The sequence below is a fragment of the Parabacteroides faecalis genome (assembly GCF_022809355.1).
Lineage (GTDB): Bacteria > Bacteroidota > Bacteroidia > Bacteroidales > Tannerellaceae > Parabacteroides > Parabacteroides faecalis.
In genome coordinates this window covers 1-21797 of the sequence record NZ_JAKZMM010000030.1, presented here as the reverse complement: position 1 = coordinate 21797, position 21797 = coordinate 1, and the positions used below count along the sequence as shown (strand labels likewise).

Genomic DNA, 21797 nt, shown 5'->3' with positions numbered 1-21797 from the left:
ACATAGAAAGACATGAGAAGACTGATTATTGCATTGACGGCTTTGTTTGTGATGTCGTACGTACAGGCCGCACAGGTAGATACGGTGCTGGTGAATAGCCGGAGTATGCAGAAAGACATTAAGACAGTAGTGATCATTCCCGATGTGGCGGCAGAGAAACCTTGCCCAGTGATTTATTTGTTACATGGTCATGGCAACGATTATTCCGGATGGATTCGTGTAAAACCCAACTTGCCTCAGATTGCTGACGAGAAAGGTATCATCTTTATTTGTCCGGATGGCGAGAGAAGTTGGTATTGGGATAGCCCGTTGAATAAAAATGTCAGGTATGAAACTTTTATCTCTTCGGAACTGATTGCTTATGTGGATAGTCATTATAAGACAATTGCACGCCGGGAAGGAAGAGCTATCACCGGATTAAGTATGGGTGGACATGGTGCCATGTGGAATGCAATCCGTCATTCGGATGTATTCGGTGCGGCAGGAAGTACAAGTGGAGGCGTGGATATTCGTCCTTTCCCGAAAAATTGGGATATGAGTAAGCAATTGGGTGAAGAAGCCGAAAACCAGTCTGTTTGGGATGCCCATACGGTGATTAACTTGGTGCCTTCGATGAAGAAGGGGCAATTAGCCATGATTATCGACTGCGGATATGGAGATTTCTTCCTCGAAGTGAATAAGAATTTCCATGAAGCTTTATTGAAACAAGGCATTGACCATGATTTTCTGCTTCGTCCCGGAGAACATAACAGTACTTACTGGAATAATTCCATCGATTATCAGATACTCTTCTTCCAAAAGTATTTCCAGAAAAACGGAATCAACCAATGACCGAGAAAGAAAAATGCCGGCAAGGCTTGTTGTATGATGCCAATTACGATCGTGAATTATTGGCTGAACGGGAACGGGCTAAAGAACTGTTGTATGATTATAACCGTTTGCGGCCTTCGCAATATACAGAGAAAACAGATCTTTTACGGTCGTTGTTGGGAAAAGTCGGGAAACAGGTGATTATCGAGCCTCCGTTTAACTGCGACTATGGGTATAATATTGAGGTAGGCGAGAATTTCTATGCCAATGTCAATCTCGTTATTCTGGATGGAGCCAAGGTAACGATCGGAGATAATGCCTTCATTGCTCCGAATGTGGGGATTTATACGGCAGGTCATCCGTTGGATGCCGAGCGTCGTAACCAGGGTTTGGAGTATGCTTATCCGATACGGATTGGAAACAACGTTTGGATTGGTGCTCATTCCGTTATTCTTCCTGGTGTTACGATTGGGGATCATGTGGTGATCGGTGCAGGAAGTGTGGTGACAAAAGATATTCCTTCTTATTCCTTGGCTGTCGGAAATCCGTGTCGGGTGATACGTTCGTTGGAGGCTATGGAGAAATAATAAACAGATTCAAATAAATAAAGGTAGCGCATCGTCGGTTTGTTTGCCGGCTATGCGCTATCTTTGCAAAAATTTTGAGGCAATATAAAAATGAGAAGTTTTGCAAGTGATAACAATTCCGGTGTTCATCCATTGATTATGGATGCCGTGATTAAGGCGAACGACAATCATGCCGTTGGCTATGGTGATGATCCTTGGACCGCTCAGGCAACGGCTAAGATTAAAGAAGTATTTGGAGAAACGGCTTCTCCGTTTTTCCTGTTTAACGGAACAGGTGCCAATTCGGTAGCTTTGCAAGCAGTGACACGTTCGTTTCATAGTATTTTGTGTGCCGAGACGGCTCATATCAACGTAGACGAATGTGGTGCGCCGGGACGAATGAGTGGTTGTGCTTTGGTTACGATTCCAACGCCCGATGGTAAACTGACTCCTGAATTGATTAAGCCGCATTTGCATAATTTCGGTGTTTGTCATCATTCACAGCCGAAAGCCGTTTATATTTCGCAGGTATCTGAATTGGGAACTGTATATACAGTTGAAGAAGTGAAGGCAATCGCCGATTTATTGCATGCCCACGATATGTATCTGCACATGGATGGAGCGCGTTTGGCCAATGCTTGTGCCTACTTGAATTGCTCCATGAAAGAAGTAACCGTTGATGCCGGAGTGGATATTCTGAGTTTTGGAGGAACGAAGAACGGCATGATGATGGGAGAGGCTGTGATTTCTTTCCGTCCGGAATTGACCGAAATCCTTCCGTTTGTCCGGAAACAATCAGCCCAGTTGGCTTCCAAGCTTCGGTATATGTCGGCTCAGTTTATCCCTTATCTGGAGAATGATTTATGGTTGGAAAATGCGCGCCATGCGAATGCTTGTGCCAAACGTCTGGCTGATGTCTTGGCCGAATTCCCGCAGATCCGGATGACACAGAAGGTAGAAACCAATCAGCTTTTCTTTATTATTCCGGATGAGCCGCTGAAAAAACTGCAAGAGAAATATTTCTTCTATATGTGGAACGAAGAGAAGAACGAAGCACGCTTTGTTACTTCTTGGGATACGACGGAAGACGATATTCTGGATATGGAGAAATCTTTGCGTGAAGTCTTGAAATAATCATAAGAGCAAAGTGGAGGTCATGAAGGTAGTAGGAAAGATCATACTCGGTATATTATTATTGGTCATCGTTCTTGGAAGTTTGTTCTTTGACTGCATCTGGAACGAACAGTTGATGACTTATAATGTAAAGAATGGCGCGGGCATGGATGGTGTGACGGATTATGCCCGGACGGCATCTGTTATCATACAAGAGAAACCGGATGTGGTAGCGATTCAGGAACTGGATAGTGTAACAGGACGCAGTAAAGGAGCTTATGTGTTGGACGAATTGGCCAAGCTGACCGGAATGCATGCTACGTATGCTCCGGCTATTGATTACGATGGCGGGAAGTACGGAATCGGTATCTTGTCGAAGAAGCAACCATTACACGTATATCGTTACGCTTTACCCGGCCGGGAAGAAGCCCGTGCCCTGTTAGTTGTCGAGTTTAAGAAGTATGTGTATGCTTGTATGCATTTATCTTTGACGGAAGAAGACCGTATCGCTTCTCTCCCGATTATCCGGGAAGCGACATCTGGCTTTGACAAACCCGTATTTATTGCCGGAGACTGGAATGATACGCCTGATTCTCCGTTTATTCAGGAATTGCAGAAAGATTTCTGTATCTTATCAACTACCGATAAACCGACTTGTCCGGCAGACGAACCGAAGGCTTGTATTGATTACATTGCCGTAAAGAAGGATTGTAAACCGAAGAACTTTGCCTTTTTCTCGTATGTCACTCCGGCTTCCGTAGAATCGGATCATCGCCCTGTAAACGTGCATATAAAACGTTGGATTTGGTAATAAATAACATAACGAATGAAGTTTAACGAACAAGAATTAGATGAAACTATCCAACCGATCAAGCAGACGGATTTGATTTATGGGATAGAAGACCGGCCTCCTTTCAAGGATGCTCTTTTTGCTGCCGTGCAACATTTGCTCGCGATATTTGTTGCGATTATTACGCCTCCACTGATTATTGCGAGTGCGTTGAAACTTGATTTGGAGACAACGGGCTTTTTGGTATCAATGGCTTTGTTTGCTTCGGGAATATCTACATTTATTCAATGTCGGCGGTTCGGTCCGATAGGAGCCGGACTACTTTGTATCCAGGGAACAAGCTTTTCTTTTATCGGTCCGATTATTACGGCCGGACTGATGGGTGGTTTGCCTTTGATTTTTGGCTCATGTATGGCAGCTGCTCCGGTCGAAATGATCATCAGTCGGACGTTTAAGTATATGCGAAACATCATTACGCCGCTGGTTTCGGGTATTGTTGTCTTGCTGATCGGATTGAGTCTGATTAAGGTCGGCATTGTTTCCTGCGGTGGTGGTTATGGAGCGATGGATGACGGCACGTTTGGCAGTATCAAGCATATCGGTGTAGCTGCTGCTGTCTTGCTGAGTGTCTTGTTTTTCAACCGTTGTAAGAATAAATACCTTCGGATGAGCTCGATCGTGTTGGGCTTGTGTGTCGGTTATGCGCTTTCCTTTGCTTTGGGAATGGTAGATATGAGTGCCGCTTCTTCTCAAAGTTTCACGAATTTGAATATTCCTGTTCCATTTAAATATGGTGTAGAATTTCATGCTTCATCCATCATTGCGATCGGCTTGGTTTATCTGATTACGGCGATCGAGGCAACAGGTGATGTAACAGCCAACTCTTTGATTTCCGGAAAATCCATCGAAGGAGATGGATACTTGAAGCGTGTGTCGGGAGGTGTGATGGCCGATGGTTTCAATTCATTGCTGGCCGGTATCTTCAATTCTTTTCCTAATTCTATTTTTGCGCAGAACAATGGTATTATACAGCTGACGGGTGTTGCCAGTCGCTACGTGGGTTATTATATCGCTGCCATGCTGGTATTGCTGGGATTGTTCCCCGTTGTGGGAATTGTCTTTTCTTTGATGCCGGATGCAGTTCTGGGCGGTGCCACCTTGCTGATGTTTGGAACGGTAGCTGCTGCCGGTATCCGTATTATTGCGGCACAGGAAATCAATCGGAAAGCCACTTTGGTGCTGGCTGTCAGTCTGTCGCTAGGTTTGGGCGTTGAATTGATGCCCGATATCCTGAAGGCTGCTCCGGATGCTATTAAGGGAATCTTTGCTTCCGGAATCACGACGGGCGGACTAGCAGCTATTTTATCAAATATGTTGATTCGGGTCAAAGACGATAAAGTAGAAGAATAACGATAGAGGCTGAGGCTTTCGGGTTTTCCGTTGGCTATTCGTGGTTCCCTTGTGGAATCTTAAGGTAATTCTGCCGGGATATTAATCCGGATCTGCTGAATCATTAACTTTCCTCCGGTCGGGGGAAAGTCTTCCTGCGGCCGAAGGAAACCCTTCCTCCGATCGGAGGAAACTTATCCTCGGTACGGAGGAAAGCTAAAGACTCGTCAGAAAAGCTTTAGTTCTCCGTTACAAAAGGATTAGTATCTAAGCTGACAGCCGATAAGCTCAGCTGGGTTTATGAAAGAGAGAATACGTGTTTAATTGGAATAAATACATATATGGAATTATTAAAGCAACGCATTATGCAAGACGGCCGCTGTTATCCGGGCGGCATCCTGAAGGTCGATAGTTTTATCAACCATCAGATGGATCCGATGTTGATGTATAAGATCGGAGAGGAATTCATCAAACGTTTCTCAAACGAGGATATCAATAAGATTGTCACCATTGAGGCCAGTGGTATTGCTCCGGCTATTATGGTGGGATATATTTTGCAGTTGCCGGTTGTCTTTGTCAAGAAAAAGAAACCGAAGACCATGGAAAACATGTTGACAACCGTTGTCCATTCTTTCACGAAAGACCGTGATTATACGGTTTGTATTAGTAATAATTTCCTGACTCCTGATGACCGGATCTTGTTTATCGACGATTTCCTGGCTTTTGGAAATGCAGCTTTGGGTATTGTTGATTTGGCCAAACAGTCGGGAGCTCATATTGCCGGTATGGGATTTATCATTGAAAAGGCTTTCCAGGATGGTGGAAATGTACTTCGGAATATGGGTATCCATGTAGAAAGTCTGGCTATTATCGATAGTCTGGATAACTGCGAGATAACGATTCGTTGATAGGTCGGTTTTAAAACGAATGGATATGAAGAAGTTGGTTTTGTTATTATCGGGTATTCTTATGTTGAATATAGTTGGGGCACAAGAAAAGAAAGTGGTTTTGTTTCCGAATGGTGCGCCGGGAGAGAAAACGAAGTTGACGGAAAAAAGTGATGCAACGGGAGCACAGGTAGGCGGTTTGAATGTAATCCGAATGACGGATGTCGGTAGTCCGGAGATTACGATTTATCCTGCCAATAAAGACGTGGCTTCCGGTGCAGCTATGGTAGTATGTCCAGGAGGTGCTTATAATATATTGGCTTACGATTTGGAAGGAACCGAAGTCTGTGAATGGTTGAACGAATTGGGTGTGACGGCTGTCTTGTTGAAATACCGGGTTCCGCGCCGAGAAGGACGACCCAAGCACGAAGCTCCGTTACAGGATGTACAGCGGGCAATCAGTTATGTGCGGGCGTATTCGGAAGAATTGGAAATTGATCCCGACCGAATTGGTGTCATGGGTTTCTCTGCGGGCGCTCATTTATCCGTAATGGCTTCGACTGCATTCAATCAACGCAGTTATCCTGCCATGGATGAAGTGGACAAAGTCAGTTGCCGTCCGGATTATTGCTTATTGGTTTATCCGGCTTACTTAAGCGGAGACAATTTTGGTTTGGCTCCGGAGATCAAAGTAACGAAGGATGTTCCACCGACACTGATTATTCAGGCAGAAGACGATAAATCGTTTATCGACAGCAGTCTTTTCTATTATTATGCCTTGAAGCAGGCGGAAGTTCCGGCATGGATGCACTTGTATAGCGTGGGAGGCCATGGTTATGGTCTGCGAGATACAGGATGCATGGTGAATGAATGGCCGAATCGGGCAGAAGACTGGTTCCAGGAAATCGGAGTATTCGATTAATATCTCTTGTCAGAGTATCCATAAAACAAAAAGCCGTTATCAGGTTTGTCCAAAGACTAGATAACGGCTTTTGTTGTGGTTTTACTCACCTTGTTGTTTCTTTAATATATACATATCTTCTAGTTTCCCCTTGATGACTTGTTTTTGATAGTCAAGCAGGCGAATCCGATTCTCTTCCAGTTTATAATATGTTGAATCGTTTTTCTCTCCGATTGTAATCAGATAATTTCCTTGCACCAAATAGTTCCCTTCGCTTTCAAACTTACTGTCGCGTTCCAGGTAATCATAAGTCAGATGGAAGGTCTTGTCTTTTCTGACAATCAGTGTGACATCAATTCCCGGGCAGTCGGCAGCTGGAATTGTTCCTGTATAAGTGCCTTCATAATCCAAGGCATTCTCGGCATTATGTCCGTCGCTAATTGCTTCTTGAGCAACCGATTTCTTATAAGCCTCAATATCCTTAACCTTTTGATAGTCGATACGGTATTGTCCGCCTTTGCCCAACGTCAGATGTTCAGGTGAAGTTGTAATAATATCAAGTGTATCAGAAAACTCGATGGTTTGACCGTTGCCGATGCTTTTTCCGGTCAGGATCAGTTTCTGTTTGCCTTCCCAGACTTTCCAGCTCTCATATTTCAAGGTTGCCATACCAATAGATTCTGCTTTCCCGCCAGACTGGAAACAGATTCCTTGTACATATTGCTTATTGACAGGCATAACTTCAATCCAGTTTCCTTCCCAGTTGAATACATTTGAATCTTCACCGGTAGAACTTTTCGGGTTATTACAAGCAGAAAGCAAGCATAATCCCACACTCATCAGTCCAATAAATCCTCTCTTCATAATTATTCCGTATTTATGTTTACCAAACAAATATAGATGGATTTATCTGTCGGATGAAAGAAGTCTGGTTGATTTGTATGAAATGTCAACAGGCATGTATGAAATCCATGGAAGCAATTACTTCCGGAAGACAATATAATTGCGGTTGGGATAGTTCTCTTTCTCCGTTTTGCCTATGAAGTGCAGGCTACCCGTTTTATCCCGATAGAATCCTAAACTATTTCCTCCTACCAAGTATAAAGCATCTTGGAAACCTAAATCGGCCAAGGCTTCGGTAAAATCGTATAAAGACTCGCGTTGTTTGCTGATGACAATACATGTTTTACCCTCATGCACAACTAAAGCCCGACGGAAAGATTTCCCTTTGAGAATATTCTTTTGGGTATTTCCATTGAATATTAAGCTGTATTGCCGGAAGAAAGAACCTTGTTGGGAAATGCATTCTTCTTTTTTCTGGTCGTCGGTCGAGATGCCGATCTCAATTTTACCTTGAATGATACTGCAATATCCGGCTTTGCGCTTTCCAAAGCTGAGTTCTTTACCTTGAACAACAAAATCCCCCACAATTTCCTGGTTGTCTTTTCGGACATCAGCCGCCGGAATGGCCAAAACGATAGAATGATCGGCGGTATCGGGCAAGTTGATTTGTAAATCAGCCTGGAGTTGATGCAAGGAATAAATGGTAAGAGGAACATCGTTGACTAAATCAGACGAGATATGAATTCCTGGTTCGCTTTGTTCCGTTTCCAATCCTTCCTGGGCAGCCAGAGATGAGGTCTCAGGCTGCTGTTGGTCGGCAACAGACGCCTGCTGTGAAGGCAGGAAAAAGAAAAGACATACACAGGCGAGGATGAATACAGCCGTCCATGCGGCAATCCAAACTCGACGGTTCTTTCCGGAATCCTTTTTCAAGGGCGTTTCAGCTGAGCCTAAAATCTGTATTTCGTCATCTTCGTTTCTCATAGGTCAATTTCTTTTTCCAGTACATATTTAAGTTGTTTCAACGCTTCTTTGGAGGCAACCAGACTGAAAGATTCGTTGAATGTCATATCTGATAATATCAAGAGTTGCTTGGTGATGTGAATCCGATAAATGTAATCGCGGTTAATAATCAAGCTTTTCCCGATGCGAATAAAAGTAGAAGCTTCTTCCTTTAGTTGGGATTCAATGATTTTCTGGCATTGGGAAAGGTTGAAAGTGAACAGATGCTCTGTCTTATCGTGCAACATCATCGTGGAGTAATTTCCGTCTGAAGAAATATATACCACCCGCTCCGGTTTGACTCGGATCAGTTCGTTGGCAGTCGAGATGATTAATAACTTCTTCATGGAATTACAAATTCGAGTATTTGCCTACAAAGGTAATTATCGAAAAGGAAAATCATAAGAAATCAATGGAAAAATCAGGGCGCTATTTTGTAAATAAGAAATAAATATCTACTTTTGCCAAACGGATGCTTATTAAAAAGAAAGGGGCTGACCGGTTTTGACAGCGGGTAGAAGCGGTTTGTAAGCATGTAGTGCGTGGTCGGCTAGCACTTAAATCTCAGACGGCGAACAATTAACTGGCGAAAACAATTACGCTCTCGCTGCTTAATCGAAGAACAGTAGATTGAAGCTTAATCCCTGCAAAAGTTGTGGGGACGTGACATCACCCGGATGCTGTTGCTCCGAAGCGTTCCGATACGGTGGTGCAGCAATATCGGAGATAGTCTGACGCACGCCTCGGGCGTTAGATGAAATTTTAGAGGATAAGGTTCAAGTGGGTGGCTTCGGTCTTGCTTGTTCCCGACAATCGAAGGCGAAGATAAACATGTAGAAAGCAGATTGGTTCCTCGTTTGGACGAGAGTTCGAATCTCTCCAGCTCCACAAAGACTACTGATAATCAGTAGTCTTTTTTTATTAGGGACTATAATAGGGACTGACTGGTTGTTTTTGTCACTTTTTGTTGAATAATTTCATAGCTTCTTTCTTTGCTGAATCTGCAATATCTATGTATGGTTTCATTGATTTGTAATCGCTGTGACCTGTCCATTTCATGACAATTTCAGGAGAAATTCCAAGCATTAATGCGTTGCATATAAAAGTACGTCTTCCAGAATGTGTACCTAATAATTCATATTTAGGATGTACTTCGTCTATTCGTTGATTGCCCTTATAATATGTTATATTGATCGGCGTGTCTATTCCGCATACAAAACCAAGCTCTTTGATGTATTCGTTCATCTTTTGATTGGTTATAACAGGTAGAACCTTGTTGTCTGGGTAATGTATGTTCTTGTACTTGTCTATGATTGATTTTGAATAGTCGTTCAGTTCAATCGTAAGGCTGTCTGCCGTCTTGATTGTCGTGATCGTTATATTGTCATCTGAAACGTTGCTCCATTTCAGGTTATATACATCTGAGTATCGAAGTGACGTAAAGCAGCAAAAGCAGAAAACGTCTCTTACTCGTTCAAGATATGCCTTGTTTTTGGGAAATTCAAAGTTGTAAATTTTCATAAGTTCATCCCATTCAAGGAAAATGACTTTCTTTTCAGATGTTTTTAGTTTTGGAGAGAATGAAACGAAGTCTTGTTTTATGTTATAACCTTTTGTTGTAGCCCATCGCAAGAACCATTTTAGAAATCCAAGCTGTTTTGCGATTGTGCTATTTCTAAGTCCAGCTTCGTCACGTAGATATGCCACAAACATTGATAGTCCGTTTTCGTCCAATTTGTCAAGAGAAATTTCGTCGTTGTATGCCTGCAAATGATTTTTTAGCGTATTGAATTTTTTGTATGTTGCTTCCGACCAAGAGTTTTGCATTCCCATTTCTCTTGTAAACTTATTGTATATTTCCCAAAATGTATCTTCTTCTTGTTTATTTATATCCTCTTTCCCTCTTACAAGTTTCAAGAAGTCATTTTTGAATTGTTCTTTTGTCGGGGTAATATTGTCTCTGTCATAAATGGCCCATATTTCCTCGGCTGCTTCCTCGTACCTGTTTATTTCACGATTTATAACAGATGCCATTACCTTCTTTTTCCCGTGTGTTGAGTTGTTTTTACATCTTTGTGTTTCTGTACTCCATTTTGACACATCAACTCTGAATCCTACATTGAATGCAACGATGTTTGATCCCCAGCGAACGCGAAACCTTAGCTTTGCATCAGTCTTGTCTGCTTCTTTATCAAGCAAGAATATGTGATACCATTTGTTTGTCATTTGAACATGTCTCCTTTCCCTAGAAGTATCCATTCTGATGATATTCCATAGTCCCTAACTAGATATACAATCCATTCAGGTTTAAGAACGCTTTTCTCCGGATTCCATTTAACAGTATTTATGTTCCATCTGTTAAGTCCATATTTGTTTGTGAACGTCTGAAGTCCTCGCATTTTTTTTTGATGCTTCAACGTTTCTATTGCTTCAAAGAAGCGATTTGTCACATCTATTCCGTCTTGAGAGATTTTCATTTTTCAGATTGTTTGAATATCAGTTTGCCAGATTTGGATTCTTTAAGTCCTTGTTTCGTTATAATTAATTTTGAATTTATAGAAACATATTCGTTAAATGGAACGAATGAAATTGTATCGTATGTTATTTTATAGTATGACGTTAATGTATCTGTATGTCCTGTAGTTCTTGATGAAATGTATATCTCGCAAGTTGAATCACAGAATAGTATTGACTTGTTGTATTCATCGTCTATTCCATTCCATTTCGTGTTTTTTATAGGCACGCTTTTTGAACATGAAATCAACGCCAATAATAGCGTGATTGAAAAAATTACGTTCTTCATATTCCTATCTATTTTGATGTTTGTTTTTCCAGTTTTTGCACGCACTTTGAGCCTGTTTAAAACATTGCTCAATCTTATCCGCATACTTGAAAATATCGTCAATTGTATCAATATTTACCTTCGTTTGTGATTTGTATCCTTCGGCAGGAAAGTATATAGACTTGTTGCGTTGACCAAAAGCAAGTCGGCATATCCACCAGTACGATGGATTTTCAATTCCAATGGCAAAGTATGATTTAAAATCCTTATATAGTATTTTGTCATCACTGATATATTTGTGAAGTATGCTTCTAATGATATTGTATGCGTCAATTTCCTCTTGAGTTGTAGCTATTCCGTTTTCTGCATTGGAATACACTACTCCGTAAGTAGTATGATTTGTATCACTCGTTATTGAAGATTCTTTATCTTGTTGTTCTTGTCCTTCGTTCTTTATGGTCACATTCAGCCTATCAGATATGATGTCATTTATAACTGATGCTATTGACTTCTTCAATATCGGTTTGTATAGCTCAACCTGTTTTGCAGTTGATTTTCCATCATTCAGACATCTTATGAAATATCTTGTGAAATCCTCTCCTGGATTTTGAAAGTTTCTTATAAGCAAGTCTTTTATCTGAATCGTGATTTGAAGCTCCTGTGCTGTGCTAAGTATATCCGATTCATTGTAGTATGACTTGTGAAACTTCTTCAGTTGCTCTATTACATTGTCTGACAAGTTCAGCATATTGACTATTAAGAACGGATTTTTATCCATTATATTTATCTTGTCAAGATCAGCATAGAAGCGATATTCAATTCCGTTTGTCAGGATGCCAAAACGAGCGTTTGACGCAGCGTAGTACTTGGCAAGCTGTGTGTTGTGCAAATCGAGATTTTGACCACAGTGTTTGCATTCTATAAGTAAGATTGTAGCATTGTCTTTTTTTATAGCGTAGTCTATCCTATCGCCTTTTCTTGTAAGGTCGCAGTCCATCTCTGGAACTACCTCGAATGGATTAAACACATCATATCCAAGAACTGCAATCATAGGCATGATGAAGGCGTTTTTTGTCGCTTCCTCTGTTTGTATTACATCTTTTTGCTTTGATATGCGTTCTGCAAGTTGGGTTATCTGATCTTTGAAATCCATACTTACTTATTTTATTATTTTAATAGGGCCGTTGCTATATTCTTTCGTTACGCAACCTAGAACTAAGTCTATATGTCTGATTGTGTCTTTAGGAATACGAATTGGCGAATGTATCAGTGTTCCATCTGGATTTGTGCTGACATTGCTGCTGTAAGCCATGATATAATCATCTCCTCCGTCTTGTAGCCTTTTTGTGATTCTAAACTCTGTTGTTTCGATGGAATAGTTTCTCCCCCAAATGATTAACCTATGATCGTTAACTCTTTTAAGAGCGAGAATACTACCACTTGGATATTCTATCATGCTGTCACCGTAATGTCTTATCGCTGCTGTTGCTTCTGGGAACCAGTCGCCTGCGTCTATCCATTCAGAGGGTATCGCTTCAGGATTGTCATTTGCAACAAGATGATTTGTGCCTCCAATTGTCGCAACATCATCGTAGAATGGTATCTTCTTTTTTTGTGGAGGCTTTGCAATAACCTCAGTAGGTACTTTGAAAATATCATCAGCGATATTATCGCTGTTTGTCTCAATAAAAGGAGTTACTTTGTCAATACCTAACTTCTCAACGATTGTATCGTAAAGTGATTCTGTAAGTTCCTTTTTACCTGTTTCTAATTCAGATAAATATGATTGAGATATGCCGCATATTTCCTTTCTGAAAACTTCTTGGCTCATTTTAAGCGATTTACGCAATCCTGAAATATTTAATCTGTTCATAATGTTAAATATTGTCAATATAGCGATATTATCTTGCGATAAATAGCGATATATTGCGATTAATCTATATCTTTGCATCAAACAATAACCACCAACACAAAAATAATAAAATGTGTTGGCTTTTCAAACAGATTAATAAAGTAAAATGATATGGATAAGACAAATTTGATGCTTTTCTATGAGAATTGCCCGAACAAGTACAAGTTCGCGAGAAACGTGATATTCAAAGCCAACGTGAGTTTGAATACTGTAATAAACTGGTGCAAGGGTTATAGTAAAACTACTGATGACAACAAACTCGTTGTCCTGTCTGAAGAAACAGGTATTCCTAAAAACGAATTGTTCAATTATAAAGAAACAAAAGATGTATAATCCTAATACACCAATATCATTTCTGACAGTAGGCGACTTGATGGATATAGTCACCAAGTGCATGTCAGAGCAAGTAAAGTTAATTCCTGAACCGGATGTTGAAGAACGTAAGTTCGTGTACGGATTGAAAGGATTGGCTGATTTACTAGGATGCTCTGTTGTGACAGCTCATAAGATCAAGAATAGTGGTGTGATAGATAATGCTATTACACAAATCGGCAAGAAGATTATTGTTGATGCTGATTTAGCTCTTAACCTTATCAGAAAACGAAAGTTCAAATAAATATTTCGGCATATAGGCGTAGGGAATATCCTGTATGCTGACAACGACAAGTTCTTATACGTATTTCCACCTTAGTACTTTCATTGATATATGGAGTTGAAACGAAAGGATCTAGCAGATAAGAAGCGATGGGATAAAGAGCTTAGTTGCGATGACTTATCCACGGGCTTCGAAACATCATGTAGGGTTGAAAGTCCCTACTGAGTAAAAAACAAATTAACGCCCTGAACCGTCAAGATTCGGTTAAGTGACAAACGGTAGAACGTTATCAGGGCACAAGTTAAACAAATGTAATGTGCTGATATTTAAATAGTTATTGTTTGTAATACATAAATATATAATGTATTTTTACATAAATAAAAGGAAATCAATTACTTATGAAAACAAACGTATATTACATCTTATTGTTGTTAGCCGCGATATTAATGGTTGCAGGAAGCAGCGATGCAAAACTGGCTAAAGAAGAGCAACTTGTTTCTGAAGATATAAAAACAGAAGAGAAGGCAGAAGCTCACGCTGATAGTTTAGGATTGACCGGGCAAGATCGGATAGACTTCATCAACAACTACTGATATGGGAATGGAAATACTGAGAAAGGTTGATGAAGACTATTTCGACTACGACGGAGACGAGGATGAAGATCCTGTTGATGAAGAATGGGAAATGTTCAACAATAGTTATAACTGGTAACTTACATAGAGTATGAAAACAAAAGAAGAATTAGAGAAACTGGAAAAAGAAGAGTTGATCTCAATTGTGATGCAGTTACAAAGCAATTATGATCTATGGTATAATTCAGCCCAAAAAGCAGAAAGAAAACTGGAGGCTGTAAAGAATACGATCAGTTCTTTGGTGGTATTCATAGACTAATCGGCAGACGGTCCAAGTCCGGGTTCGATTCCCGGATGCTGACACATTTTTTAAATTAAGTATTATGCCTATATTAAAGAAAAACGAAGTAAGACCATTAAGACCTGTAATAATGGTCATTTATGGTACTCCGGGAACCGGTAAAACGTCATTAGCAAACACAAGTGAGAATCCGTTGCTAATAGATTGCGATCGTGGGTTTGACCGTGCCGCCAACCAAGTTGATACGCTGACCGCCCAGACATGGGAAGATGTGATGAATGAAGAGCCGTCAATGAAAGGTTATAAGACCATAATCGTTGATACGGCCAAGTCAATGCTTGATGATTTCCTGTCTGTTTATGGAGTCAAGCAAGATTACAAGCTGGCCAAGAACAAACTGAAATTATTCGGTTACATCGCAGACGAGTTCAAAAGTTTTGTAAACAGAAGAAGGTCTGATTTGGCTGATATTATATTTGTTTGCCATGACAAGGAAACGCAAGAAGGAGATATAATCAGGCATTCACCTGATTGTACCGGACAGTCAAAGGACTTATTGCTGCGAATAGCTGATCAGGTCGGGTTTATTACGATGGTAAACGGGAAAAGAACTATCTGTTTCGACCCTACAGATACTACCATCGGGAAGAATGTCGCTCATATCCCTGTTACCACGTTGCCTGATTGCAATTCTTCCGACTTCAGTCATTTCATGGCTGACATTATCGGAAATGTGAAACGGTCGATCCAATCCAAAACAGAGGAACAGAGAAAAGCAATGGAAGCCCTTGAACAAGCTAACATCGCCTTGGAAGCCGTCGCCACTGTGGAAGACGCCAACCGGATGATCGAGATCAAGCAGTCGCTCGACAAGGTGTTTGAAAAGCCTTTCAAGGCCAAGATGGTGAAAGTACTTGATGAGAAAGGATTCGTTTTCGACAAATCAACCAATCAATTCGTAGAGAAAGATGAAAAAAAGGCTTGTTAGGGTCACGCAGCTGGAGAAGTTCAGGAGGTTCATAGTTGAACATTCCGAATACGACACGGAACAATCTGTCATTGATACCCTTACCGGCGACTTCAAAGGGAACGAATATACACGTATTGGTACAGCCTTCCACAAGATCGTGGAGGGCGATACCGCCGGATGCAAGAAGATAGCACGCACTGAGACTGAACTTCCCGGACGTGAGTTCGACATAGACAGGTTTCCCGTCAAGCTCGACATCAACCAGTGCAAGGTGGCTGTTGCCTATCGTGATAGATTTCCAAACGCTTTCCACGAGATCCGTGAATATATGGACTTCGGAGACATCGTGGTCACCGGATGCGCCGACATCATCAACGGCTTCGAGATTCGTGATATCAAGACAAAGTATTCTCCTATCAAGGATGAAGATTATGTGGGTAGTTGCCAGTGGCGGTTCTACATGGAGCTTTTTGGCGTGGAAGACTTCCATTTCGACCTCTTCCAGTTTGTCGGCTACGACAAGGAGAAGCACGGTCACGATGTGCGTGGATTGAACTTGAAGCCTTACGAGCCTTCCATCTCCTGCCACTGGTACAACCGGCTGGAAGAAGATAACCGATTATTGATAAAAGATTTCTTGGACTGGATCAGGTTAAGGAATCTGACAGATGTTTTACCATTATACGAATTATCATGAGCAAATCAATCAACCAAGTGTTTCTTGCCGGGAACGCAGGAAAAGATCCTGATGTAAAAACATTCGATGGTGGCGTCAAGGTCGCCTCGTTCAGCCTGGCAACGTCTACAGGAGGGTATAAGAAGCAGGACGGTACGGATGTCCCTGAAAAAACTCAATGGCACAATGTCGTAGCGTGGCGAAGCCTTGCCGACATAGCAGAAAAGTATATCCACAAAGGAGACAAGGTGATTGTGCTTGGTACGATCCAGTACCGTGAATACGAGAAGGATGGCGTTAAGAGGTATGCTACCGACATTCTGGCGTACGACTTGATACTTTGCGGAAAAGCACCCGACAACGGTAGTTCACGCCCTCCAGTAACGGCAGCCGACATGCCTTCTCCCTCCGATTATCCACCTATGCTTCAACAGACAGACGATCTTCCATTCTAGTGTATGATAGTAAACCCAACAAACCCGTTCGACCGTGAACGTGCCGACGCTTATTACCGCAAGCTGATGTCCGGCGCAGATCCGTTCGAGTTGACAAAGAAAAGCAGGAAAAGGACGTTAAGCCAGAACGCACTCTTCCATGTCTGGTGCCAAGTCCTTGCCGACCATTTGGGATATGTTTCCTTGGAAGAATGCAAGTCGGACGTAAAGCGGAACTTGCTTGGAATGCGTGAAAGGGTTGATCACTTCACGGGCGAAGTCGTCAAAGACGATTATCACACGTCCGGAATGAGCACGAAAGAATTATCCGACCTCATGGACCGCATGAAGATATGGGCTCAAACAGAATTTGGATGCTACCTTCCCTACTGGAAAGACCCCGGATATGAAGAAATGATGGAGATGTACAAAAACAGGTAGGTATATCATACGTAAATTATGAAACGATCAGACCGTCCGCCCGACTACCTGATAGACGCGATAGCCAGGCATGTAAACGCTGTGCTTACTTCCCCATACGGGAGCAACAAGTATAAGAACGCCTAAAGGCTTTTAAGAAAGGAAATAAGGAAATTAGAAACGTATAAAAGCAAATAGATCATGATACATAATTGGTTTTTATGTAAAGTATCGTATGAAAAGATACTTGAAAATGGAATGCAGAAAAAAGTGACAGAGCCATATCTGGTAGATGCTTTGTCGTTTACGGAAGCTGAGGCTCGAATAATCGAGGAAATGAGCCCATTTATCACTGGCGAGTTCACAGTTTCTGCCGTAGGTAGGGCGAAATTATCAGAAGTATTCTTTAATGATGATGGAGATAGGTATTATAAGGCAAAGATCTATTTCATCACACTCGATGAAAAGAGTGGTATTGAAAAGAAAACGGCTGCTCAGATGTTGGTTCAGGCATATAATTTAAAAGAAGCAATAACCGTATTGGAAGAAGGAATGAAAGGAACTTTGGCCGATTATACAATCGCATCAATTGCAGAGACACAGATTATGGATGTCTACCCATTTGATCCAAGTACTCAAACTGATGAAAACAAAGGAAGTGAGGTGAATAATGGTTGAAAATGAATACATACCCGACTGGAAAGTATGGGGATAATCGTAATCGCAGAGATAGTTATTAGTTGTTAGTAGCGACCTTCGCCGTCCGTGAGGATATGCGGAGGTTATTAAAAAAATGCTTATGGACTTTGGTTATGATATGCCGGATGATGATCCGGATTATTTTGATGACTTCGATTTTGATAATTAAGCCGGTTAGTTTACATGGTAGAACGCATCCGACCGGATGAAAAGGCGGTTCGATCCCGCCACCGGCTACGACAAATTAAACAATACAGATTATGCTGAATATAGAATCAAGAATACAACAAGGATGCGTCCGGTGGTTCCGCTTGCAATACCCAGAGTACGCCGGACTGCTATATGCCATTCCAAATGGCGGCAAACGGAATGCAGTAACCGGTGCTATCCTGAAAGCCGAAGGTGCGCTTGCCGGTGTGGCCGACATCTTCCTTTCCGTTCCTAACCGCTTCTATCATGGCTTATATATAGAGATGAAGAAACCGAAAGGCAGGCAACAGGAATCGCAGAAGCAGTTCCAGCAGGCGGTTGAATCGCAAGGATACAAATACTCATTGTGCTATTCGTTGGATGAGTTTATGGAATTAGTAAAGATGTACTTAAAAGACAAAGAGTGATGGACATCTTAAACATCATATCCAAGCTTCAAGACGAGAGACGAGAAAAAAACATCGTCCCTGACCATGTGGAGTTTGCTCATCTGATGAATGAGGTGAGCAAAGAAACAAGATCAGAGCTTAACAAACTATATTCTGATGGAAAGATTGGAATAGTTAAGACGTTGAATGATACGGCTGTGTTTATTAAGTAATAAGAAATATCTATGAGAAAGCAAGAATTAGAAAAACTTCGTGATCCTGATCAACTTGGAATCAATCCAGAATACAGGGAAGATAAATATGGCACTTATTCTACTGGAGTGTTCAAATATAAAGGTATGTATGTACTTGTAACAAAGGATAATGATAAATGGTATTTGAGTGTTTCCGCTAAATATCCACTTGGGTATCAACAAATCAAGGAAGTACGTTATCTGTTTCTTCCGAATGATATGGAAGTAGCTCAAATATTCCCTCCTCGTGAAGAATTTGTGAACCTTCATACTACTTGTTACCATTTGTTTGAACTTTGAAAATAAAGTTTAATATGCTGATTTATAGATTGTTATGTAGTATAAATCATTAAATAATCACTACCTTTATATCATTAATAATAAACTGAATAACAATGAGAAAAAGACTTATTAGAGATGGCTGGAAGACCTATTAAACAGGGAATAAGCTACTTTCCTTTGGATGTCAGTTTTTTTTCAGACGTTAAGATCCGGAAAATAGTAAAGGCTTGTGGTCCAAATGCAGGATCTGTAATAATCTGCCTGCTGTGTAATATCTATCGTGGTAAAGGGTATTACATATCGTGGGATGAAGACCTTCCTTTTTGCATCGCTGACGAAGTTGGGGTGTCTGAGGGTTGTGTTAAAGAAGTATTACTTAAATCCGTTCAAGTTGGGTTCTTTGATGTGGATAAATATTCTGCGTATGGAATACTGACATCAGCTGGGATTCAGAAGCGATTTTTTGAGATAACAAAGCGAAGGAATGAAACTGAAGTTGTACCGGAATTTCTAATTAATGTTGACATTAATTCAATTAATGTATGCAATAATTCAATTAATGTATGCAATCCCGGACAAAGTATAAAGGTAAAAAGAAAAAAAGAAATATCTCCTAAAGGAGATAAAAAGAAAGACGCGGTTAAAACCGATCCTCTCTCTCAGGAAATATCAGATTCTGTCGATATTGAACTTTCAGATTGCAAGAAAATGATTCTATCTGACAAATATTGGATTGAAACGTTCTGCATGAATAATTCAATAAATCTTGAAAGATTCAACAGATACATAGATGATTTTTTCAAAATACTTCAGAATCGAGGTGAAACTAAAAAATCGGCCAAGGATGCAAAGTTCCATTTTTCATCATGGCTGCATTATGAAATGCAAAAACAAAGTTACAGAAATGACAGGTATAGAAACAACAATCCAACAAATCTTACATCAACCTCCGGTTATGGAGAAGAATAGGAGCAAAGATGAGATAATGAGATTAAAGCGATTATTCCTAAATGTAGCTGATGAAGCGACATGTGGAATGTTCAAAATAGATGATTCCAATAAGCAGATTGTATCTGATTTGTTCAATTATTTCATTGGCATTCCCGGAAAATTAGATTTGAATAAGGGCATTTGGCTTGATGGGCCAATCGGTACAGGCAAAAGTACTTTGATGTTCGTATTCTCTAAATTCATGCAACGGATAAACGATGGATTCAGGGTTTATATATGCAGCCAAGTAGCTGCTGAATATGCTTTGACAGGGAATATAGATAAATATTTGCTTAATCCTGACGGATTTTGCAAAGAACCTGTTCCCATGTGTTTCGATGAACTTGGTCGTGAACCCATACCATCTAAGTATTTCGGAACAGAGTTAAATGTGTTCCAGCACATACTTCATATACGGTATGCTTTGTGGCAACAAACTCATTTAAAGACTTATGTTACTACAAACCTTATGCCTGATGAAGTGCAAAATATTTATGGGGATTATATCAGGGACAGAAGAAAAGAGATGTTTAACTTGATTGCTGTGACAGGAGACAGCAGAAGGAAGAAATAATCATGAGCGAAAAAAGAAAACCTAAATTGCCAAAAATTATCTATCGTTCAGTATGTAATGTGTACGATTTTTATGATAGTGGATACGGTAGATCAGGGCTTATAAACTTACGGGCAACTCGCAAGCCTTTCGGGGCTGAATGCTTGTACGAATATGTTGCGCTGTACTGCAATGACCAGATCGAAAACATGGTACTGGACTTGGAACCTCTCATATCTGGTATGCCTTATTTTAGGCATAAGGTAAAGAATCTTTTCAACCAAATGAAAAGGGAAGTAAGATCGTACTCGCTTGGTCGTAGACGGCATACCGACATAAGCGAATCGGAGTTTGCCGACCTGATGATCGAGATGGAAGAACGCTACAAGAGGCATATCGACATACTGGTATTCAGCATATCCAACAGCCTGCTGAAGGACAACGTGACAGGCGACAACAACAAGATCCTGTCTTCGCTGCTGGCAATGGGTATGCTTACGCAGGTGGGACATTGTACACGAGATTTTTTCGTCAAGGCTATACAGAGCCGGTACGGAATACAGTACACTTGTGACTCTTTGGATTATCTGTATATGGACAAGTTTAACCACCATCTGATCAAACTATGCAACGAGTTGGCGACAAAAGTATTCGGAATAGATGATCGTATATACCAAGGTAAAGTGACGGAAGCTTTCAACGCATTTATTGTGAAGATATTGGGGGAAGGAGAGTTTGAAAGAGTAATAGAAAATGCAGGAATAAGATGTGAAAATGAATAAGTTGAATTATGAAAAGCATCGTTCGTATCTGGTTGACCGCATCCGGTTCAACGAATCTATCAGATGTCATAGAGTTGCTGAAAAGTACAAACGAATGTTGAATGAATTGGATAAGGAGTACGAAAATGAAAATAAAGGAGTTTGATGAGAAAGTACGCATAGGATCGGAAGTTGTGTTCGAGGGAAAGATATGCCATGTGAGAGATCTCAACCGGAAGACGCATGAGGCATCACTTGGAAGATCCGAACTGTGGGTTCGCTGCTCGGAGTTCGAGTTATACACCGGCGGTGAAGTACCGTGCTATGTAGAAGAAAAAGATCCGCCTTTCAAGCTGGGAAGGCCGGGGAAACCGGTTGTTGCCATCTTCCAGAATGGTAAGATGAAAGTATTCACATCTCTCTCAGAAGCGTCAGACGTCTTGGGAATATCTCGTTATACAATTAAGAGAGCTCTTCACAGCGAAAATACGCAAGTAGTCGGCATCCGCTTTGAATGGTGAGGAACTGGATAGGTATGTAAAATTAAATAGATATGAATATGAAACGTAAATATAATGAAGCTTATTACCGGTATCTATTCCGTAGATTCCCATTTGACCGGAACTGGTTCGGTGAAGGCTATTGCAAAAAGAACCCGATTAAAGGGTATAAGATTAAAACAATATTTGAATTGAAATAATATGTATGGATAAAATT

The 21797-nt window shown here is 40.9% G+C and carries 32 protein-coding genes and 1 other RNA gene; 25 read left to right on the top strand and 8 right to left on the bottom strand.

The genetic code is table 11. The annotated features are described in order from the left end of the window. Positions 1-12 precede the first annotated feature (12 nt). From MUN53_RS11905 to MUN53_RS11875, 7 genes are all read left to right on the top strand, one after another. Positions 13-831 carry an alpha/beta hydrolase gene (locus MUN53_RS11905; protein ID WP_022456662.1) on the top strand — a complete coding sequence of 273 codons (819 nt, stop codon included), beginning with the start codon at positions 13-15 and terminating at the stop codon, positions 829-831. Then, positions 828-1397: a sugar O-acetyltransferase gene (locus tag MUN53_RS11900; protein WP_022456663.1), complete on the top strand. Its 570-nt coding sequence runs from the start codon at positions 828-830 to the stop codon at positions 1395-1397. The genes MUN53_RS11905 and MUN53_RS11900 overlap by 4 nt, the downstream gene beginning before the upstream one ends. A 90-nt stretch (positions 1398-1487) precedes the next feature. Then, positions 1488-2510, top strand: coding sequence for a threonine aldolase family protein (locus MUN53_RS11895; protein ID WP_243325610.1), 1023 nt, complete (start codon positions 1488-1490; stop codon positions 2508-2510). 22 nt (positions 2511-2532) lie between these two features. Then, positions 2533-3300: an endonuclease/exonuclease/phosphatase family protein gene (locus MUN53_RS11890; protein ID WP_243325609.1), complete on the top strand. Its 768-nt coding sequence runs from the start codon at positions 2533-2535 to the stop codon at positions 3298-3300. 15 nt (positions 3301-3315) lie between these two features. Continuing rightward, positions 3316-4689: a nucleobase:cation symporter-2 family protein gene (locus MUN53_RS11885; RefSeq protein ID WP_022456666.1), complete on the top strand. Its 1374-nt coding sequence runs from the start codon at positions 3316-3318 to the stop codon at positions 4687-4689. A gap of 320 nt (positions 4690-5009) precedes the next feature. Beyond that, complete coding sequence (gene xpt / locus MUN53_RS11880; RefSeq protein ID WP_022456667.1) at positions 5010-5576, top strand: xanthine phosphoribosyltransferase; 567 nt, start codon at positions 5010-5012, stop codon at positions 5574-5576. A 19-nt stretch (positions 5577-5595) separates the two neighbouring features. Continuing rightward, positions 5596-6477: an alpha/beta hydrolase gene (locus tag MUN53_RS11875; RefSeq protein ID WP_243325607.1), complete on the top strand. Its 882-nt coding sequence runs from the start codon at positions 5596-5598 to the stop codon at positions 6475-6477. A gap of 81 nt (positions 6478-6558) precedes the next feature. Here MUN53_RS11875 and MUN53_RS11870 read toward each other — a convergent pair whose 3' ends face one another. The 3 genes from MUN53_RS11870 to MUN53_RS11860 all read right to left on the bottom strand — a co-directional run bounded on the left by MUN53_RS11870 (position 6559) and on the right by MUN53_RS11860 (position 8648). Continuing rightward, on the bottom strand, positions 6559-7320 hold the full coding sequence (locus tag MUN53_RS11870) for a lipocalin family protein (protein WP_243325605.1): 762 nt from the start codon (positions 7318-7320) through the stop codon (positions 6559-6561). A gap of 117 nt (positions 7321-7437) precedes the next feature. Next, positions 7438-8283, bottom strand: coding sequence for a hypothetical protein (locus MUN53_RS11865; protein ID WP_243325603.1), 846 nt, complete (start codon positions 8281-8283; stop codon positions 7438-7440). Further along, positions 8280-8648, bottom strand: coding sequence for a LytTR family transcriptional regulator DNA-binding domain-containing protein (locus tag MUN53_RS11860; protein WP_022456671.1), 369 nt, complete (start codon positions 8646-8648; stop codon positions 8280-8282). Before MUN53_RS11860 ends, MUN53_RS11865 begins: the two co-directional genes overlap by 4 nt. A gap of 143 nt (positions 8649-8791) precedes the next feature. On the opposite strand from MUN53_RS11860, the gene ssrA reads away from it, so the two are divergent. Then, positions 8792-9192: a transfer-messenger RNA gene (ssrA, locus tag MUN53_RS11855) on the top strand. A 66-nt stretch (positions 9193-9258) separates the two neighbouring features. Here the strand turns inward: ssrA and MUN53_RS11850 are convergent. Genes MUN53_RS11850 through MUN53_RS11830 form a run of 5 tightly spaced genes read right to left on the bottom strand, consistent with a single transcriptional unit; the run spans position 9259 to position 12956 of the window. Then, on the bottom strand, positions 9259-10527 hold the full coding sequence (locus MUN53_RS11850; RefSeq protein WP_243325601.1) for a site-specific integrase: 1269 nt from the start codon (positions 10525-10527) through the stop codon (positions 9259-9261). After that, positions 10524-10778 (bottom strand): hypothetical protein, encoded by a 255-nt coding sequence (locus MUN53_RS11845; protein WP_243325600.1) that lies wholly within the window; start codon positions 10776-10778, stop codon positions 10524-10526. Before MUN53_RS11845 ends, MUN53_RS11850 begins: the two co-directional genes overlap by 4 nt. Continuing rightward, positions 10775-11104 carry a hypothetical protein gene (locus MUN53_RS11840; protein WP_243325598.1) on the bottom strand — a complete coding sequence of 110 codons (330 nt, stop codon included), beginning with the start codon at positions 11102-11104 and terminating at the stop codon, positions 10775-10777. The genes MUN53_RS11845 and MUN53_RS11840 overlap by 4 nt, the downstream gene beginning before the upstream one ends. Positions 11105-11108: 4 nt before the next feature. Beyond that, positions 11109-12236 carry a type I restriction endonuclease gene (locus MUN53_RS11835; protein WP_243325596.1) on the bottom strand — a complete coding sequence of 376 codons (1128 nt, stop codon included), beginning with the start codon at positions 12234-12236 and terminating at the stop codon, positions 11109-11111. A gap of 6 nt (positions 12237-12242) precedes the next feature. Continuing rightward, positions 12243-12956 (bottom strand): helix-turn-helix domain-containing protein, encoded by a 714-nt coding sequence (locus tag MUN53_RS11830; protein ID WP_243325594.1) that lies wholly within the window; start codon positions 12954-12956, stop codon positions 12243-12245. Between the two features lie 150 nt (positions 12957-13106). On the opposite strand from MUN53_RS11830, the gene MUN53_RS11825 reads away from it, so the two are divergent. From MUN53_RS11825 to MUN53_RS11745, 17 genes are all read left to right on the top strand, one after another. Beyond that, complete coding sequence (locus tag MUN53_RS11825) at positions 13107-13328, top strand: hypothetical protein (protein WP_243325591.1); 222 nt, start codon at positions 13107-13109, stop codon at positions 13326-13328. Further along, positions 13321-13611, top strand: a complete 291-nt coding sequence (locus MUN53_RS11820; RefSeq protein ID WP_262918230.1) for a DUF3853 family protein — start codon at positions 13321-13323, stop codon at positions 13609-13611. Before MUN53_RS11825 ends, MUN53_RS11820 begins: the two co-directional genes overlap by 8 nt. A gap of 377 nt (positions 13612-13988) precedes the next feature. After that, complete coding sequence (locus MUN53_RS11815) at positions 13989-14183, top strand: hypothetical protein (RefSeq protein ID WP_243325589.1); 195 nt, start codon at positions 13989-13991, stop codon at positions 14181-14183. 130 nt (positions 14184-14313) lie between these two features. Next, the gene (locus tag MUN53_RS11810; RefSeq protein WP_243325587.1) at positions 14314-14481 is read left to right on the top strand and encodes a hypothetical protein; all 168 of its coding nucleotides are present in this window, start codon (positions 14314-14316) and stop codon (positions 14479-14481) included. A 64-nt stretch (positions 14482-14545) separates the two neighbouring features. Further along, on the top strand, positions 14546-15451 hold the full coding sequence (locus tag MUN53_RS11805) for an ATP-binding protein (protein ID WP_243325585.1): 906 nt from the start codon (positions 14546-14548) through the stop codon (positions 15449-15451). Further along, the gene (locus tag MUN53_RS11800; protein WP_243325584.1) at positions 15432-16130 is read left to right on the top strand and encodes a hypothetical protein; all 699 of its coding nucleotides are present in this window, start codon (positions 15432-15434) and stop codon (positions 16128-16130) included. Before MUN53_RS11805 ends, MUN53_RS11800 begins: the two co-directional genes overlap by 20 nt. After that, positions 16127-16564: a single-stranded DNA-binding protein gene (locus MUN53_RS11795; protein WP_243325582.1), complete on the top strand. Its 438-nt coding sequence runs from the start codon at positions 16127-16129 to the stop codon at positions 16562-16564. Before MUN53_RS11800 ends, MUN53_RS11795 begins: the two co-directional genes overlap by 4 nt. A 3-nt stretch (positions 16565-16567) precedes the next feature. Beyond that, complete coding sequence (locus tag MUN53_RS11790) at positions 16568-16984, top strand: recombination protein NinB (RefSeq protein WP_243325580.1); 417 nt, start codon at positions 16568-16570, stop codon at positions 16982-16984. Between the two features lie 183 nt (positions 16985-17167). Beyond that, complete coding sequence (locus MUN53_RS11785) at positions 17168-17641, top strand: DUF4494 domain-containing protein (RefSeq protein ID WP_243325647.1); 474 nt, start codon at positions 17168-17170, stop codon at positions 17639-17641. A gap of 281 nt (positions 17642-17922) precedes the next feature. Then, positions 17923-18279, top strand: coding sequence for a VRR-NUC domain-containing protein (locus MUN53_RS11780; RefSeq protein WP_243325578.1), 357 nt, complete (start codon positions 17923-17925; stop codon positions 18277-18279). Positions 18280-18485: 206 nt separating this feature from the next. Then, positions 18486-18794, top strand: coding sequence for a DUF7694 domain-containing protein (locus MUN53_RS11775; RefSeq protein WP_243325577.1), 309 nt, complete (start codon positions 18486-18488; stop codon positions 18792-18794). A 117-nt stretch (positions 18795-18911) separates the two neighbouring features. Then, entirely contained in the window at positions 18912-19745 is an 834-nt protein-coding gene (locus MUN53_RS11770; protein ID WP_243325575.1) for a DUF4373 domain-containing protein, read from the top strand. Continuing rightward, entirely contained in the window at positions 19732-20340 is a 609-nt protein-coding gene (locus MUN53_RS11765; protein ID WP_243325573.1) for a hypothetical protein, read from the top strand. Before MUN53_RS11770 ends, MUN53_RS11765 begins: the two co-directional genes overlap by 14 nt. Positions 20341-20342: 2 nt before the next feature. Further along, on the top strand, positions 20343-21101 hold the full coding sequence (locus tag MUN53_RS11760; RefSeq protein WP_243325571.1) for a hypothetical protein: 759 nt from the start codon (positions 20343-20345) through the stop codon (positions 21099-21101). After that, on the top strand, positions 21094-21246 hold the full coding sequence (locus MUN53_RS11755; protein ID WP_243325570.1) for a hypothetical protein: 153 nt from the start codon (positions 21094-21096) through the stop codon (positions 21244-21246). Before MUN53_RS11760 ends, MUN53_RS11755 begins: the two co-directional genes overlap by 8 nt. Beyond that, positions 21203-21601, top strand: coding sequence for a hypothetical protein (locus MUN53_RS11750; RefSeq protein ID WP_243325568.1), 399 nt, complete (start codon positions 21203-21205; stop codon positions 21599-21601). The genes MUN53_RS11755 and MUN53_RS11750 overlap by 44 nt, the downstream gene beginning before the upstream one ends. A gap of 38 nt (positions 21602-21639) precedes the next feature. Further along, entirely contained in the window at positions 21640-21780 is a 141-nt protein-coding gene (locus MUN53_RS11745) for a hypothetical protein (protein WP_243325565.1), read from the top strand. Positions 21781-21797: the final 17 nt, after the last annotated feature.